General features: G+C 54.9%; 11 protein-coding genes. 5 read left to right on the forward strand and 6 right to left on the reverse strand.

What is annotated here, in order from left to right; translation table 11 throughout:
- Positions 1 to 8 precede the first annotated feature (8 nt).
- Positions 9 to 1,187 carry a CaiB/BaiF CoA transferase family protein gene (locus ACOOGA_RS14615; RefSeq protein WP_417461595.1) on the forward strand — a complete coding sequence of 393 codons (1,179 nt, stop codon included), beginning with the start codon at positions 9 to 11 and terminating at the stop codon, positions 1,185 to 1,187.
- 48 nt (positions 1,188 to 1,235) lie between these two features.
- On the opposite strand, the gene ACOOGA_RS14620 is transcribed toward ACOOGA_RS14615, so the two are convergent.
- The 3 genes from ACOOGA_RS14620 to ACOOGA_RS14630 form a co-directional block, all read right to left on the reverse strand.
- Positions 1,236 to 3,365 (reverse strand): calcium-binding protein, encoded by a 2,130-nt coding sequence (locus ACOOGA_RS14620; RefSeq protein WP_417461594.1) that lies wholly within the window; start codon positions 3,363 to 3,365, stop codon positions 1,236 to 1,238.
- 293 nt (positions 3,366 to 3,658) lie between these two features.
- Entirely contained in the window at positions 3,659 to 4,636 is a 978-nt protein-coding gene (locus ACOOGA_RS14625; protein WP_417461593.1) for a carbon-nitrogen hydrolase family protein, read from the reverse strand.
- Positions 4,637 to 4,645: 9 nt separating this feature from the next.
- Positions 4,646 to 5,464, reverse strand: a complete 819-nt coding sequence (locus ACOOGA_RS14630) for a potassium channel family protein (protein WP_420428934.1) — start codon at positions 5,462 to 5,464, stop codon at positions 4,646 to 4,648.
- A gap of 97 nt (positions 5,465 to 5,561) precedes the next feature.
- Here ACOOGA_RS14630 and ACOOGA_RS14635 point away from each other — a divergent pair, with 97 nt between their 5' ends.
- Positions 5,562 to 6,107, forward strand: coding sequence for a PAS domain-containing protein (locus ACOOGA_RS14635; protein ID WP_417461591.1), 546 nt, complete (start codon positions 5,562 to 5,564; stop codon positions 6,105 to 6,107).
- Between the two features lie 108 nt (positions 6,108 to 6,215).
- The gene (ggt, locus tag ACOOGA_RS14640; protein ID WP_417461590.1) at positions 6,216 to 7,964 is read left to right on the forward strand and encodes a gamma-glutamyltransferase; all 1,749 of its coding nucleotides are present in this window, start codon (positions 6,216 to 6,218) and stop codon (positions 7,962 to 7,964) included.
- A gap of 84 nt (positions 7,965 to 8,048) precedes the next feature.
- Here the strand turns inward: ggt and ACOOGA_RS14645 are convergent, their stop codons facing one another.
- Positions 8,049 to 11,174, reverse strand: coding sequence for an efflux RND transporter permease subunit (locus ACOOGA_RS14645; RefSeq protein WP_417461589.1), 3,126 nt, complete (start codon positions 11,172 to 11,174; stop codon positions 8,049 to 8,051).
- Between the two features lie 11 nt (positions 11,175 to 11,185).
- Positions 11,186 to 12,373, reverse strand: coding sequence for an efflux RND transporter periplasmic adaptor subunit (locus ACOOGA_RS14650; protein ID WP_417461588.1), 1,188 nt, complete (start codon positions 12,371 to 12,373; stop codon positions 11,186 to 11,188).
- Positions 12,374 to 12,658: 285 nt separating this feature from the next.
- Here ACOOGA_RS14650 and ACOOGA_RS14655 point away from each other — a divergent pair, with 285 nt between their 5' ends.
- Together ACOOGA_RS14655 and ACOOGA_RS14660 are read left to right on the forward strand one after the other, a co-directional pair.
- Positions 12,659 to 14,170, forward strand: a complete 1,512-nt coding sequence (locus ACOOGA_RS14655; protein ID WP_417461587.1) for a PAS domain S-box protein — start codon at positions 12,659 to 12,661, stop codon at positions 14,168 to 14,170.
- A gap of 100 nt (positions 14,171 to 14,270) precedes the next feature.
- Positions 14,271 to 15,374 carry a DUF2855 family protein gene (locus ACOOGA_RS14660; protein WP_417461586.1) on the forward strand — a complete coding sequence of 368 codons (1,104 nt, stop codon included), beginning with the start codon at positions 14,271 to 14,273 and terminating at the stop codon, positions 15,372 to 15,374.
- A gap of 13 nt (positions 15,375 to 15,387) precedes the next feature.
- Here ACOOGA_RS14660 and purD read toward each other — a convergent pair whose 3' ends face one another.
- Positions 15,388 to 16,665, reverse strand: a complete 1,278-nt coding sequence (gene purD / locus ACOOGA_RS14665; RefSeq protein ID WP_417461585.1) for a phosphoribosylamine--glycine ligase — start codon at positions 16,663 to 16,665, stop codon at positions 15,388 to 15,390.
- Between the last annotated feature and the right edge of the window lie 39 nt (positions 16,666 to 16,704).

A 16,704-nucleotide genomic window follows, 5' to 3' on the forward strand; every position in this document is an offset into this window, starting at 1 on the left:
GGTGATTTATGGCAGGCCCTTTAAGTGGTATTCGTGTTCTCGACCTGAGCCGGATTTTGGCTGGCCCCTGGGCTGGCCAATGCCTGGCTGACCTCGGTGCTGATGTGATCAAGGTTGAGAACCCCAACGGTGGTGACGATACCCGCACCTGGGGCCCGCCGTTTTTTAACGAGGGTGAGACGAACCTCTCCGCCTATTATATGTGCGCGAACCGGGGCAAGCGTTCTGTTGCCATCGATATCACCACGCCGGAAGGCCAAGTGCTTGTGAGAGAGCTTGCCGCAAAAAGCGATATTGTGATCGAGAACTTCAAGGTTGGTGGCCTCAAGAAATATGGCCTTGATTATGAGGGCCTGAGCGCGGTCAACAGTGGTTTGATCTACTGCTCTATCACAGGCTTTGGCCAAACCGGGCCGTATGCCAACCGCCCCGGTTATGATCTGCTCATTCAGGCCCTTGGTGGGTTGATGAGCATCACGGGTGAGGCAGATGGTGTGCCGGGTGGCGGCCCACAGCGCGCCGGTGTGGCGGTCACGGACCTGTTCACCGGGCTTTATAGCACCATTGCGATTTTGGGTGCCTTGCACCACCGGGAGAAAACCGGCGAGGGCCAACATATTGATATGTCGCTGCTTGATACGCAGGTGGCCGTGCTTGCCAACCAGGGGTCAAACTATCTGGTCTCAGGCAAGGCACCAAAGCGGCAGGGCAATTCACACCCCACCATTGTGCCGTACCAGAGCTTCAAAACCAAAGACGGTTACATGATTTTGGCTGTGGGCAATGATGGCCAGTTCGCGCGTTTTTGTGCGGCAGCGGGCATGCCTGCGCTTGCGGAGGATGAGCGGTTTAAAACCAACCCTTCACGGGTTGCACACCGGGATGCGCTGGTGCCGATTGTGGCAGGCATTATTGCGGGCAAAACCACGGACGAATGGGTTGGTGTGCTGGAGGCCGCGAACGTGCCCGGCGGGCCGATCAATACCATCGACCGGGTGTTTGACGATGCGCAAGTGAAGGCGCGGGGCCTCGCGCTCACCCTTGAGGGGGAGGGCGGTGTAACCCTGCCATCTGTGGCGAGCCCCATTCGCTACAGCAAAACGAAAATCGAGTATAAAAAAGCACCGCCCAAACTTGGGCAGGATACCGCAGCCGTGCTGCACGATGTGCTGGGTATAAAAAGCTAAGAAAAAAGGGCCCCGCAGGGCCCTTTCCTATCTTTATCCATGTCTGGATTATAATTCGATGGTCGCAGATTCCATTGCAGTAAGGTCGAGACCTGCAAGGAAGATGCTGTTGCCGTCACCGGTGTCGATCATCACACCTGCTGTGCCGTCTACGGTTGTTTCCACACTGGCTGCAAGTACGTCTTCACTGGTTTCAAAGCCGGACACGTAGAGCGTATCTTCGTCCACGCTGAAGTCCGTGACCACATCACTGCCGTGCTGAGCACCGAAGTGGAAGGCATCTGCGCCGTCTCCACCGGTTAATACGTCAGCTTCAGAACCACCATAGAGGTTGTCATCGCCGTCGCCGCCGGTAAGTTCGTCATCACCGTCGCCACCGTAGATGATGTCGGCACCAGCGTCACCAGACAGGCTATCATCGCCGTCGCCTTTACCACCGTAAAGAACGTCATCACCAGCGTCGCCGTTGATCATGTCGGCACCAAAGCCGCCACCGATCACGTCGATACCAGCTGAGCCATAAGCGCTGTCGTCGCCACTACCGGCCCACGCCGCGTTTGATGCGTCGCCTTCAACCTCGATCTCGTCTTCGTCAACAACTCCGTCGGCGTTGATGTCGTTCCAACCACCGGTGATGAGCATGTCATCGCCTTCACCACCAAAGAGGAAGTCACTTCCGATATTGCCGAATTCCTCGGCGCCTGTGCTGTCACCAACGACGATATCGTTGCCTGCGCCTGCGCCAACAAGGTCGTTGCCGCTGCCGCCAGCGAAAACGTCGGCATCTTCATCAGCATGACCTGCAAAGATCAGATCATTACCTGCACCGCCGTCAACGGTGTCTTCACCGATTCCACCAGTGATAAAGTCGCCGCCATCGCCGCCGATAAGTTCGTCATCGTCCGGACCGCCACGAATGATCAGTCGGGGGTCTTCTTCAGGGTCTGGATCTTCACCGTCATTCAGAAACTCGAAGTTGTCTTCCGTCAGGTCAGACAGCTTGGTGTCTTCCAGCGTCAGGGTCTGCTCAGCCCCAAGATCAATCACAACGTCTGCACCGTCCTCTGTTGCGGCATCCATTGCTGCTTCGAAGGAGGTGATGCTGCTGGTGCTTTCAAACTGGATGACTTCGTTACCCTTGGCTCTGAAGTCGGTAACCACGTCAGAGGAAATGCCATCGATAACGAAGGTATCGTTACCCTGACCACCTGTCAGCGTATCATCACCTTCACCGCCTGAAAGTTCATCACGGCCTCGGCCGCCATCAAGCACATCAGCACCTTCTGCACCGATCAATGCGTCGGTGCCATTGTCACCGTCCAGCATGTCATCGCCAGCGCCACCGTTCAGCAAGTCTTTACCGTTACCACCAGCGAGGTCATCATTGCCGTCGCCGCCGTTCAGGTTGTCGACGCCGTTGCCACCCTCAAGCAGGTCGTCGCCATCCTCACCTTGCAGCTCATCGTGTCCTTGATCGCCGCTCAGCTCATCATTGCCTGCACCCCCGGCAAGAAGATCGGCACCTGAACCACCTTCGATGGCGTCATCCCCGTCGCCACCAAACAGTTCATCAAGGCCCTGATTGCCTTCTATGACGTCATCCCCGGCTTCACCGTGGATGCTGTCGTTATCTGAGCCACCGGCGAGTTCATCGTCGTCATCGGTGCCGATGATTTCGTTGCCGATGTTGTTGTCATCATCATCGTCGTCGTCGTCATCATCGTCGTCGGTTGCGAACACGATGCTGTTTTCAACGTCAGCCCATGTTGCACCTTCAATCGTCAGCGAGCCGCCATCGGGCAGTTCGATTTCAAGGTTGCCGTCAACTTCCGTGGAAGCTTCCATCACCGCTTCAACAGTCGTAAAATCGGAAAACGCTGAAAGGTCGATCGTGTCGCCCGCTTCAGCGCTGAAGTCTGTGATGGTGTCGTGGCTGCCTTCAGAAGTGACAAACGTATCGGCGTCGGCGCCGCCGGTCATCATATCGTTGCCAATACCGCCTGCGACAATATCGGCACCGGCACCGCCATCCAGCGTGTCGTCGCCGCTACCGCCGTATACGGTATCGTCACCTTCCAGCGCTGTTACCTGATCAGCACCAGCAGAGGCGGTAATATGGTCATTAAGCGATGTACCGTTAAGCACTTCGCTGAAGAATGTTCCTTTTATCGTACTCATCTTACTCTCCCTTAACGTGAGGATGAATTTCAGGATGATTTCCTGATTTTTCTGGGCGTGGCCTCGTTTGAGAGAGGCTTAGAGAAAGCGGTGTGAGTTTTCAGTTTGCTTATGGGCGGAAGCCATAAGACGACCGTCAGGATTTGATGGCGGCCTTATGGCACCTTTTGGACAGGGATATGAGGATGGGGTGGTTCAGTTGCTTAGGCTACATGGCAAGGCTGGTATTTTTATGGTTTCTTTATAAAAAGTGCTCGCATCTTTATGTGCAAAAGTAGCATTTGGCTTAGTCGTCAGTCTCCACTGAAACTTACACCAGTTTGGGGTTTGGTGTTGACGTGCAACTCAAAAACATCGGGGCGGCTATAGTGCCCGTTGGTGTCGAGCGTGAGGCAGGCCTCTCGCTGTATTGCCATGTCCACGGTGCCTTGCACGGTGCCCGATTCCCCATAAAGCGGATCGGTAATGTAACTGCCGTCGGCGGCAATGATCGCACTACCGCCATCATGGATGAGCGTATTGTCCTCACCAGGCATGGACCTGAGCATCGCCTCCGCTTTGGGTTCATTTACCTTCAAGGACCGGAAGCCGTTCAATATGTCGGCTTTGGTCATTACCGAGCCCGCCGCTGCCACAGCACATCGCCCTTCAAAAGCATAATGGCGGCTGGCCACTTGGTGCATGTCCTTCACAATGGGCCACTGTGCGATGTGGATATCCTCCCCCCGCGCATGCATGGCCGCACGCGCCAGCGGCATCCAGTGTTCCCAGCATATAAGGCTGCCAAGGATGCCGAATGGCGTTTCAACGGTTTCAAGGGTGGAGCCGTCCCCCATGCCCCAGACCAGCCGCTCCGTATAGGTGGGCATTAGCTTGCGGTGCGGGGTGGGTGCACTTGCACCGGGGCTGAAGGTGAAGGTGGTGTTATAAAGTGTGTTGCCTGCACGCTCGTGGGTGCCCATGACAATATAGGCGCCTGTGTCATTCGCTATAGTTTGCAGGCGCTTGAGGTTCTTGTCCCCCTGCACGACACTGTTTTCCGCCAGCAGCCGGTAGAGGGCTTTTGCGCCGTCGTCGTCCCAAAGCGCTGCATCAGGTGCAAAATCGAGCCAGACCGGGTAACCCGGCAGCCAGCATTCTGCGAAGGCAATGATATTGGCACCGCCCTCGGCAGCATTGCGAATATGGGTTTCGGCCGCATCCATGCTGGCCGCTAGGTTCAGGAACGCCGGGGCTTCCTGTACAATCGCGAGGGTCGGGTTCTTGTTCATAAAAGCCTCTTAGGTCCAATCACCCTCAGTGGGGATATTAAGCACAACACCGCAGTGTTTGCAGTGTACCGCATCTGGGTCATGCCGGGTCAGGCCACAGTTTTCACAGGGGTGTTTTACTTTTGTGGGTTTGAAGATGGTTTGCACGAGGCGCAGGAAAAGCGCCACGCCAAACACCATGATGATCACGGCCACCATGCGCCCAAGCGTATCGTCCATCGTGATGTCGCCAAAGCCTGTGGTGGTGAGGGTGGCGACAGTGAAATAAAGCGCATCAAGATAGTTGTTGATGGCGGCATTGCGCCCCGCTTCCAGCACATAAACAACAGCGGTGATCACGAAAATGAAAATGCCGAGGTTGACGCTCGACTGGATGATCTGCTCATGTTCCTTGAACCAGCTGAACTCCTGCCGAAGGGCCTTGAGCATGTGGTAAGACCGCATAAGGCGGAGCATGCGTACGATGCGCAGGAAGCCGAGGTTGTCGAGAAACACGGGCGCAATCAGTGAAAAAATGACAATAACATCGGCCAGCGTATCAAACTTGAACAGGAAGCGCCCTTTGGCCTTGGTGATGGCGAGCCGCGCTGCAAATTCAAGCAGTAAGGCAAAAGCGATGGCGAAATCCAGGATGCGGACAGCAAGGCCCGGTTCCATCAGGGACGAGACAATGAAAAACCCAATGGTGAGGAGGTCAAACGCAAGAAGAACCAAGCGAAAACGATGCGCTTTTTTGTCGTGACCAAAATAGAGCGACCTGATCTTCTCCAACACGTACGCACTCCCCATTTGTGTGGTGCTCACCCTGCCAAATTGCCGTGCTGACATCAAGCGCCAGTATGCTCGGCGGGTAATCACTTTCATTACATTAGGAAAGCGTTAACCGTACCGGAGGCATACTTGGTTTAACGATTGGATGGTCCTGATGCTAGAGAGTTTTGAGCCGTTTCTTGCCTATTGGCAAGCCTTGCGGGGTTCTGAGGAGTTGCCGTGCCGCGAAGACTTTCACCCGGTGAAGGTGAAAGATTTCATGGGCCGCATCGTGATTGTTGAACGCCTGAGCACTTCTCATTTTCAAGTACGCCTTGTGGGCACCGAAATTGTCGAGCGTCTGGGGCATGACCATACCGGCGAAGATTTCCTTTCCCTTCTTGATGGCCCTGAAGAACGTGCGGGCCGGCTGGCGCTGTTTAATGCCATGCTGGACCAGCCCATGGGCATGTGGGGCAAGCGTGAGGTGATCACCGACAAAGGCACATACATGGCCTTCTTCCTGCAGCTTCCCATTCGTCACAAAGCCAGCCACGCGGGTGAATTTTTCAATGTTTTTGATTTTGACCAGAACCTTGTGATGCTCTCTGGCGTCAAGTTCAAGCGGTTTGGCAAGCTTGTTGGCTTTGGCCTCATTGATATCGGGGCAGGGGTGCCGGAAGCATACAGCGACCTTGAGATCAGGACACTTGCTCACTAATACGTGCTCACCAATGCGTATGGGGGGCTGGACGCGGCGCAAACTCCCACTATGATCACACCATTCGTCTATCACATAGACTTGGAAAATTAGACAAGGGAGCCAAGCATGCATGTGCTGCGTTCTGTCGCCCTGATATTGGCGGCGTTTTGGGGAGTATCTGCAGCGTCTTACGCGAACGATGCAGACCCTATCATTATATATGACACACAGTTTCACCCCGAGTATGCCCGTAACGGCATGGTGGTTTCACAGGAATATTATGCCAGCCAGGCAGGCCTTGAAATTTTGCGCGCGGGCGGCAACGCTGTGGACGCAGCAGTCGCCACTGGCTTCGCGCTTGCTGTTACCCACCCTCAGGCAGGTAACCTTGGCGGCGGTGGTTTTTTCCTCGCTTACATCAAGGAAGAAGACCGGGTGATTGCTATTGATTACCGTGAGATGGCACCGTCAGCAGCGCACCGCGACATGTTCCTGAACGCGAAGGGTGATGTGGATAACGCAAAAGCCCGCTTCAGTCTAAACGCCAGCGGTGTACCGGGTACGGTGATGGGGCTTACGACCGCGCTTGAGAAATACGGCACGCTACCGCTTGGGCAGGTGATGGCACCAGCCATTCGCCTTGCAGGCGAGGGCTTCCCGATGACATGGGGGCTGTATGACAGCCTTGGCCGGTACCAGAAACGCCTGAAGGGTGATGCGGTAAGTGCCGCCAATTATTTCAAGGCGGACGGTAGCCGCTATGCGCCCGGTGAGCTGTTCAAACAGCCTGATCTGGCTGAGACCCTGACGCTGATTGCCAATAATGGTGCCAAAGGGTTTTATGAAGGCCCGGTTGCGGACAAGCTTGTGGCTGCGATGCAGGCTGGCGGCGGCATCATGACCCATGAGGACCTTAAGAATTATAAAGCTGTTGAGCGCGAGCCGATCTTTGGCACCTATGACAACTACCGGGTCGCCACCATGCCGCCCCCATCGTCAGGTGGTGTGCATGTGATCGAGATGCTTAATGTGCTTGAAGATTGGGACCTGAAGTCACTTGGTCACAATAGTGCGGCTTATATTCACCGGCTTACGGAAACGATGAAATACGCTTATGCGGACCGCTCAAAATATCTGGGCGACCCAGACTATTTCCCGGTCCCGGTGAAGGCACTCACCAGCAAAGACTATGCGGATACAATCCGCGCCAAGATCAATCTCGAGAAAGCCACCCCGTCTACCGAGATTGGGCCTGCGCCCTCCCTGCCGGATGAAAGCCATGATACCACACATTTCTCGGTGGTGGACAAGGCTGGCAACATGGTGGCTAACACCTATACGCTGAACTTCACCTACGGTAACGGCAAGTCGGTGGCGGGTGCTGGTTTCCTTCTCAATAACGAGATGGACGACTTTTCCGCCAAGCCGGGTACGCCAAACGCGTTTGGTCTTCTGGGTGGTGAAGCGAACGCCATTGAGCCGGGCAAACGGCCGCTTAGCTCCATGACACCAACGCTTCTGTTCAAGGACGGTGAGCCCTATATGGCAACCGGTAGCCCGGGTGGTTCCACCATCATTACCGTGGTGCTGCAATCTGTGCTGAATGTAATGGAGTTTGACATGAACGTGAAAGCGGCGATCTCGGTGCCGCGCATCCACCATCAATGGTTTCCTGACAGGTTGGCTTTGGAGCCTGGGCATTCGGTCGATACCCGCCGTCTTCTAGGCACTATGGGCCATCAGGTGAAGATTGGAGAAACGGAAGCCTGGGACGGTGTAATGGGCTCCGCCCAGTCCATTATCCTTGCGCCAAACGGGATCATCATGGGCGCGGCAGACCCTAGAAGGCCCGGCTCAACAGCGGCAGGATATTAAGCCGCTATCCTAATGAACAAGAGCAATGAAAAAGGCCACCAGCATTGCTGGTGGCCTTTTGCTTTCTGTGTATCAGCGTAGGGCTTATTCAGCCTGTGCCGGTGCTTCTTTTGGGCCAAAGCCAAGCATGCGTTTGATGCGGGCTTTAACGCCTGAGAAGAAGATGCCGAAGTCGTCGCCAATCGCATAAAGCGCAGGCACCATCAACAGCGTCACGAAGAAGGCGATCAATACGCCTGAGGCCAGAGCCACAACGATCGGCTTGAGGAAAGCGGCCTGAATGGACCGTTCCATCATCATCGGCACAAGACCAACGAAAGTGGTCACAGTGGTCAGAAGGATTGGCCGGAAACGGGCAACACCAGCTTCCAGAATGGCTTCCTTCGGCGACATGCCCCGTTCACGCAGCTTGTTGCAGTAATCTACCAGCACGAGGTTGTCGTTCACGACCACGCCCGCGGCGGCGGCTACGCCAAAGTAGCTGAAGATTGCCATGGTCATATCAACAGCCAAGTGGCCGAAGACTGCGCCAGTGAAGGCATATGGCATAGCGATCATGATCGCAATTGGCTGCCAGTAGCTTCTGAACGCGATGGCCAGCATCATGTACATGACAAAGAGGGCCATGCCATAAAGCTTCAGCACATCGGCGATAAAGCGTGCTTCACCTTCTGCCTGGCCGATAGAACCCCGGATAATGCCCGGATATTTTTTCTCCCACTCAGGGAAGAAATTGGCATTGAGGTCGTCCATCACATCCTGACGGATGTTTTCCTTCATGTCGGCACTCACGCGGGCGGCACGGTTACCGTTCCAACGCTGGATGCGCTTGATGCCTGGGGCATATTCAAGCTCAGCCACCGCCATCAGCGGCACCTCACGGCCATCTGCTGTGCGAACACGGAAGTCCTGCAGGCTTTCGATAGAACGGCGGCTTTCACGGGGGTAACGTACCATGACTTTTACGTCTTGGCCGTCCCGTGGAATGCGCTGTACTTCTTCACCATAATAAGCCTGACGAACCTGACGGGAAACATCAGCAAGCGTAAGACCAAGCTTTTCGGTGCCGGGCTTGAGGGTGATGCGGATCTCTTCCGATGCACCTTCAAGGTTGTTACGCACATCATAAAGCGCTTCAAAGGTCCGCAGTTTGTCTTCCAGTTCGCTCACCGCTTCACGCAAGAGCGTGAGGTCAGGGTGACGAACGGAAAGCTCAAAGCCCGGATCGTTGTTGCCGTTGGTGTACCGAACGGAAACTTCCTTGGCATCAGGAATATCGCCGATCAATTCACGCAGTCGAATAGACGCGTCCTTGGCAGACATATCCCGTACTTCCGGCGGTGACAGTTTCACGATCGCCAGCACGCTGTCCCGGCGGGAGCGCGTATACCAGTTCTCGATCAATTGGCCTTCGCCGCCCGTACGCTCATTCACTTCTTCAACAAGTTGGCGTTCGCCTTCCTGAAGCTGAGCCAGAATATCGAGCGCGCGGGTATAGGATGCACCTTCAGGAAGCACCACATTCACCGTGATCTCGTCAGATTCGATATCCGGCATGAAGCTTTTCTTCACATAACCGATGCTGAACAGGCCAAAGGCGAGGATCAGAATGGCAACGAAGAAACTGAAGGTAAGATAACGACGTTCAATCGCCCATGTGCCAAAGCGGCGATAATGGCGCTGTGCAAAATTGGTGATGCTATTGGCGATACCTTTTTGCATGTGACCAAAACGACCAAGCTTTTCGCGAGGCTTCAGGCCAGCAAGGTGTGCTGGCAGGATCATGAGTGATTCGACAAGTGAGAATACAAGTGCCGTAATCACCACCCAGGTGATGTGACGTGTAAACTCAGACGTGGACCCGTCGAGGAAAACCCAGGGCAGGAACGCAATGATTGTGGTCAGTACCGCGAAGATAACCGGCTTGGCCACCAACTGTGTACCGAATACGGCTGCAGTGATACCGCCGCCTGTTTTCTGGCTTTCCGTGTGAATGCTTTCCCCGACCACAATGGCATCATCCACCACGATGCCGAGCACCAGAAGGAAGGCGAAGGTTGAGAGCATGTTGATGGAAATGCCAAGCGCAGGCAAAAAGATGAATGCGCCAGCATAAGCTGTTGCGATACCCACAGATACCCAAAAAGCCACTTTGGGCCGCAGGGTGAGCATCAGCACGATCACCACCAGAATAAGACCATAGAAGGCGGAACCGCCAATGGTTTCCATCCGGCTTTGGAAGGCTTCGTTATTGTCTGTCCACAGCGTGAGTTTTGCACCTGTTGGCAGGCTGTCCTGACGCTTGGTAATCCACTCATTGATCGACTTGGACGCAGTTACAATGTCCATGCGTTCAGTTGACATAACCTGCAAAAGCACAGCCGGTTCGCCGTTAAGGGTTGCAAGGATTTCATTATCTTCAAAACCGTCAACCACTGTTGCGACGTCACCCACTCGAATGGTGGCGCCGTCTGCGGTCTGGCGAACGACAATATCGGCAAAGTCTTCCTGAGTGTCGGCAAGGTTACGTGCTGTGATCTGGTATTCGCCAGCCTCAGTGCGAACAGAACCGCTTGAAGTGTTCAGGGAGTTGGTGCGGATAACACTTGCAACGTCAGCAAAGCTCAGGTTGTAGCGACGCAGCGATTCCTCTGAAACTTCGATGGAGACTTCCTCGCGGCGTACACCAAACAGTTCCACAATGGAAACCGCTTCAAGCTGTGCGGCTTCGCGGCGAAGCTTCTCAGCCAGCCGTTTCAGTTCACGCTCACCAAGATCACCATGAACAGCGATACGGATAAATTCATCCCGGTTAACCCATTGTTGGACCCGGGGTGGTTCGATATCGCTTGGGAAGCTTGAGATAGAATCAACGCGGATTTTCACGTCGTTCATGAATTGGGTGAAATCTACGCTTTGTTCGGCCAGAATATAAACCTGCCCGCCACCCTCACCCGAGGAGGAGCGTACCCACTCGATGTTATCAAGGTCACGAACCGATTCCTCGATTCGCGCGACGATTTGTTCCTCCACTTCCTGTGGGCCAGCACCGGGCCAGCTTACGGAAATTTCAAGGCCAGGAAAACGAACCTGTGGGTCCATCTCCCGTTCCATGGATGAGAAACCTGCTATACCGGCCAGAAAGATACCAACCATCAGCAGGTTGGCAGCAACAGAATTGCGTGCCCACCATTCGATCAACTTATTCATGATTGCCTCCCCTAGCGCGAAGCGCTGTCAAGATCGTTCCGGGCGCTGCGGGTAATCGGCACTGCGGCCATTCCGTCATGCGCGCCCCGTACTGGCGAGGTTACGACCTGTTCGCCAGGCTCGACACCTGATGTCACCATAACATGCTCAGCAGACGTGGACAGAACATTGACCGTACGGATCTGAAGCTTGTCATCAGCAATGACATAAACCTTGTCTTCGCTTCTGAGGGCGTCGCGTGGCATAACCAGCGCCTGTTGTGGCACAACACCCTCAATTTCTGCTGAGACAAACAGACCAACAGCTAAAGGCATGCCATGATCAGCCGCCATGCCGTATGGGTCTTCAACTTCAGCAACAGCATACATCAGGCGGGTTTGTTTATCCACCGACGCATGGGTGCGGACAATGCGGCCCTGCCATATATGTTCTTCACCACCAAGGCTGGCACGAAGCGCAACTTTCGGCGCATTGCCGTTTGCGGCAACAAAACCGATAGGGAGGTTAAGTTCCGTCAGTTGACGGTCGGTCAAGGGCAGGCGTACTTCAACTTTATCCGTTGCAAACACGCGGCCAAGCTTGGCGCCAACATTGACATATTGGCCAATACCCGCAGTACGCTCAAGGACACGGCCTTTGAACGGTACCTTGATCTGGGTACGGGAAAGATTGAGTTTGGCGTTGTCGAGATCAGCTTCTGCAGCGCGCAGTTTAGCTTGAGCCTCGGCAACCTGTGGCTGATTGAGGGCAAGCGGCGTTGGCTCGCCGTCCTTCACCCAGTCCTGCCACTGTTTACGTTTGATGCGGGCGTCAGCCAGTTCCTGCTCAAGCTTCACTTTCGCTTCGGCAAGGCGGGCTTCTGCGCTCGTCACAGTAAGCTGGTAATCTGCATCTTCAATCTGGATCAGCGCCTCACCCGGGTTGAACCCGGCGCCTTCAGCAAAAGAATCGGAGATTGAGACAATGCGGCCAGAAACCTGTGGCACAAGGTCAATCTCAGTTTTGGGGCGAACTTCGCCTTGTGTCCTGACAGAAAGCCGAACGTTTTCCGACCGTACCTCATCCACATAAAGGGATACTGGGCGCGGTGCTTCTTCTTTTTTTTCAGGGGCATCTTTGGCGGCGCTGAGTGCCATAACGGACCCAACCCCAGCCGTCAGCACCAGTATAGGTGCGACAAACTTAAGTATTTTCCTCACTGTCATCCTCGCGTTCGTTATGTGGCTTATGCCACTTTTTAGCGTGGCTTATGCCACTTTTACTTATAGGTAAACCTATATATCAAGTCTATATAGTTGTCACGATTTTATTTTAAAGAGGCCGGGGGCTTAGTGAGCTCCAATAAACCAACGATATAGCGTTTTTATAGGGCCTGCCATATTGTTTCGGCATTGCTTTTTCCTTGCGTGATCCTATGATTTCAGCGACTTGTTGGGTGCTGGGGCATAATCGGGGAAATAGTCTTGCGTAGAGGGGGCCAATCATTGGCAAAAATCTCGGTTGAAAACACCGGTACCACGGCGCTTCTGAATGCGCTGGCCGAAGGCGTAATGGTGCGTGCAGGCGACCGGTTTATTTTTGTCAATCAGACGGCGCTCGACATGTTTGCCTATCCGGGCACGATGGAAGAGTTTCTTGATGAACCTGTTTCCCAGTGGGTGCACCCCGACGACCAGGCCATTGTGCAGGACAATTACGACAAGCGCATTCGCGGAGAAGACGCCGAGCAGAATTATGAGCTCAGGCTGTTGCGCGCAGACGGGGAAACCCGCTGGGTTTCATGCCGCGCCAACGCGATTGAGTGGGACGGTGAGCCCGCTGTTGTCGCCTGCGTTTATGATATTACAGAGCAACTGGAAGAGAAACGCGCGTTTGAGCGCGCGGAAAACATCTTCCGTAATATCTTCCGTCTCACGCCTGAGGTTATGCTCATTTCCGGATTGACCGATGGCAAGATCATTGATGTAAATCCAGCATTTCTCAATGTATTTGGCCGCCGCCGCGATGAGGTGATTGGCCATACAACACAAGGCCTGGATATATGGGCTGATCAGACGTTCCTGGGCCGCTTTATTGAAGAGCTGAAGATGACAGCCTCAATGACGGACGTGCCCACCACGGTGAAAACCCGCGGCAACCTGATCCGCCACTTCCGTATTTTTGCGCAAAAAATCGACCTTGAGGGTGAGCCGATGCTGCTGCTCATCGGGCGCGATATCACGGAAGACCTCGTGCAGGCGCAGGAACTGCAGCGCTCCAAGGATACTGCCGAGCTTGCGAACCGTGCGAAGTCAGAGTTTCTGGCGAACATGAGCCACGAGCTCAGGACGCCGCTTAATGCGATCCTTGGTTTCGCTGAAATCCTGCGGGATGAGATGGTCGGCCCAATTGGTAGCCCGCGCTACAAGGAATATGCGCAGGATATCCATGAAAGCGGCACGCATCTCTTGTCCATCATCAATGATATTCTCGACCTTTCGAAAGTGGAAGCCGGGCGACTTGAGGCTTATCTCACATGGATAAATCCGCTTGAAAGCCTTGAGATGTGCATGACGCTTGTGCAGCAGCGCGCGTTTGAGGCCAGCTTGTCGCTTGAGCATCATTTTGACCGTAGCGTGCTGATTGAGGCTGACGAACGGCTTATCAAGCAAATCGCGCTCAATCTGCTTTCAAACGCCATCAAGTTCACAGAGCCCGGCGGCAAGGTGACCATGAAGCTGGAGAAAACCGGCAACGGTGGTTTGTGCCTTAGCGTGACGGACACAGGCATCGGCATGACAGCGGAAGAGATCAAGGTTGCCAAGCGGCCATTTGGGCAAGTGGACAGCAGCCTGAGCCGCCGTCATGAAGGCTCTGGCTTAGGCCTGCCGCTTGTATCGGCCTTCACTGAGAAGCTGAACGCAACCATGACAATCGACAGCCGCCCAAGTGTTGGCACCCGTGTCAGCATCATGTTCCCACCTTTCAAGGTGAAAACCCGCGAAGACGACGACTAGGCTTAGGCTCTCTCAGTTCCGCCATATTCCTGTACCAATAAGAGGGTGGCTTTCTCGTTTTTGTGCCCTATCGTCATATTGCGGATGAGGAGGAGCATATATGGCACCCATGACAAAAGTAGCGCGGCTGTTTACAGACAAATCAGCGCTCGGCGATACAGCGATTGAGCATTTTGACGAATCTTTGGATGCGAAAGACGGTGAGATCATCGTCTCGCTCGACCGGTTTGGCCTTTCCAGCAACAATATCACCTATGCTGCCTTGGGCGACTGGTTGAAGTATTGGGAGTTTTTCCCCACAGGCAAAAACGGCTGGGGCCATATGCCTGTATGGGGGTTTGCCAATGTGGTGGCATCCGGCGTTGACGGCATTGAGGTGGGAGAGCGGTTTTACGGCTATTTCCCTATCGCCAGCCATTTCCGTATGCAGCCGAACAGGGTCAATGAGCGCGGCTTCCATGATGCGATCCCCCACCGGCTTGAGCTGACCTCCGCTTATAACTTCTATACGCGCTGCAGCACGGATGCAGGCTATCACGCGGACAAGGAAGATTATCAGATGCTCTTCCGCCCGCTATTCATCACCTCCTATATGCTGGCGGATTTCCTGAGCGATAACGACTATTTTGGCGCGAAGCGGCTTGTGGTTTCAAGCGCCTCCAGCAAAACGGCCTATGGCACAGCCTACTGCCTTGAAGGGGCCGACGACATAGAGGTCATTGGCCTCACGAGTGCCAAAAATGCCGCTTTTGTGAAAAGCCTCGGCTGTTATGACGATGTGATCACCTATGATGAGCTTGGCAGCCTGCAGGCCGGTGTTGCCACCACCTATGTGGACTTCTCTGGCAACAATGACCTGCGCCTGACCGTGCACAAGCAGTTTGGCATGGATCTGGTGTATGACTGTTTTGCAGGCACCGCTGCCAACGCGGAAACCTATGACCCGGGCGAAGTGCCAGGCCCGGCACCGGTGTTTTTCTTCGCGCCCATCCAGATCAAGAAACGCAACGCAGACTGGTCCCCAAAAGTGGTGACAGAGCGCTTTAGCGCTTCGGAACAGAAGTTCTATGCACGGGTAAGCGAAGGGGATGAGCCATGGATGCGGCTTGCTGTGCACGAGGGCATGACAGGCGCGCAAGGGGTGATCTCAACCCTGTTCCACACGGGCGGGAACCCGCGTGAAGGCATGGTTGTTCGGCTTTAAAGACGAGATAGATTTACGCTTTCTCGCGGGCAACTGCGCGCCAGCCGATATCGCGGCGGCAGAAACCGTCAGTCCATGTGATGGTATCCACGGCCTTATAGGCTTTTGCCTGTGCTTCGGTCACGCTGCCGCCCGTGGCGGTTACGTTCAGCACTCGCCCGCCGGTGGCCAGCAGCTTGGCATCCTGCCGTTTGGTGCCCGCATGGAACACATGTGCGCCGGTGGTTTTTTCAGCCGCAGAAATATCGCTGATCTCGGTGCCTTTATTATAGGCGCTGGGGTATCCCTTCGCAGCCATCACGACCGTGAGCGCTACATCGTCTGACCATGTGGCGGTCTTGCCGTTCAGCTCCCCTTTGGCTGCCGCTATCAGAAGCGGCACGATGTCAGAGGTCATGCGCGTCATCAGCACCTGGCACTCAGGGTCGCCAAAGCGGCAGTTGTATTCGATCAGCTTCGGGCCTTCATCTGTGATCATAAGCCCTGCGAAAAACACACCCTTATAGGGGTGGCCCATATCTGCCATGGCCTTCACGGTGGGTTTGATAATCTCCGCCATCACCCGGTCACACAGCGCGTCTGTCATCACAGGTGCGGGGGAGTATGCCCCCATGCCGCCAGTGTTGGGGCCGGTGTCGCCTTCGCCTACAGCCTTGTGGTCTTGCGCGGTGGCAAGCGCGAGCGTGTTTTCACCGTCTGACAGCGCAAAAAAGCTGGCTTCTTCACCGGTCATGAATTCTTCTACCACCACTTCCGTGCCTGCGTCGCCAAAGCTGCCCGCGAACATGTCGTCAATGGCGGCGTGGGCTTCCTCAAGCGTCTGCGCGATAATCACGCCTTTGCCTGCAGCCAAACCGTCAGCTTTCACCACAATCGGTGCGCCTTGCCCGGTCACATAAGCCTTGGCTGCATCCGCGTTTCTGAAGCGGCCATAGGCTGCTGTCGGAATGTTGTATTTCGCGCAAATGTCCTTGGTGAACCCTTTGGAGCCCTCAAGCTGTGCACTGCCCTTTGTGGGGCCAAAAGCCAGGATGCCTTCTGCCGTCAGGTCATCAACAAGGCCCGCAACCAGCGGGGCCTCGGGGCCCACAACAACAAAATCAATCTCCATCTCGCGGCAGAAATTTATCACCGCACCGTGGTCGCTCGCATCCAGCTCAACACAAGTGGCAACATCGCCAATTCCGCCATTGCCGGGCGCGCAGTAAAGCATTTCTACGAGCGGGCTTTGGGCGATTTTCCAGGAAAGGGCGTGTTCGCGGCCACCGGAGCCGAGCACGAGAATATTCATATTTTTTCACCTGTCACGTGGCGGGTTGCTTGAAGGCTG

The sequence above is a fragment of the Kordiimonas sp. genome (assembly GCF_965216265.1).
In the GTDB taxonomy this organism is placed as follows: Bacteria; Pseudomonadota; Alphaproteobacteria; order Sphingomonadales; family Kordiimonadaceae; genus Kordiimonas.

Bases quoted from the DNA above. Each gene is read 5' to 3' on its own strand.
- ggt (WP_417461590.1), top strand. From the start codon at position 6,216: ATGCATGTGCTGCGTTCTGTCGCCCTGATATTGGCGGCGTTTTGGGGA.
- ACOOGA_RS14660 (WP_417461586.1), top strand. From the start codon at position 14,271: ATGGCACCCATGACAAAAGTAGCGCGGCTGTTTACAGACAAATCAGCG.
- purD (WP_417461585.1), bottom strand. From the start codon at position 16,665: ATGAATATTCTCGTGCTCGGCTCCGGTGGCCGCGAACACGCCCTTTCC.
- ACOOGA_RS14615 (WP_417461595.1), top strand. From the start codon at position 9: ATGGCAGGCCCTTTAAGTGGTATTCGTGTTCTCGACCTGAGCCGGATT.
- ACOOGA_RS14625 (WP_417461593.1), bottom strand. From the start codon at position 4,636: ATGAACAAGAACCCGACCCTCGCGATTGTACAGGAAGCCCCGGCGTTC.
- ACOOGA_RS14630 (WP_420428934.1), bottom strand. From the start codon at position 5,464: ATGTCAGCACGGCAATTTGGCAGGGTGAGCACCACACAAATGGGGAGT.
- ACOOGA_RS14620 (WP_417461594.1), bottom strand. From the start codon at position 3,365: ATGAGTACGATAAAAGGAACATTCTTCAGCGAAGTGCTTAACGGTACA.
- ACOOGA_RS14645 (WP_417461589.1), bottom strand. From the start codon at position 11,174: ATGAATAAGTTGATCGAATGGTGGGCACGCAATTCTGTTGCTGCCAAC.
- ACOOGA_RS14635 (WP_417461591.1), top strand. From the start codon at position 5,562: ATGCTAGAGAGTTTTGAGCCGTTTCTTGCCTATTGGCAAGCCTTGCGG.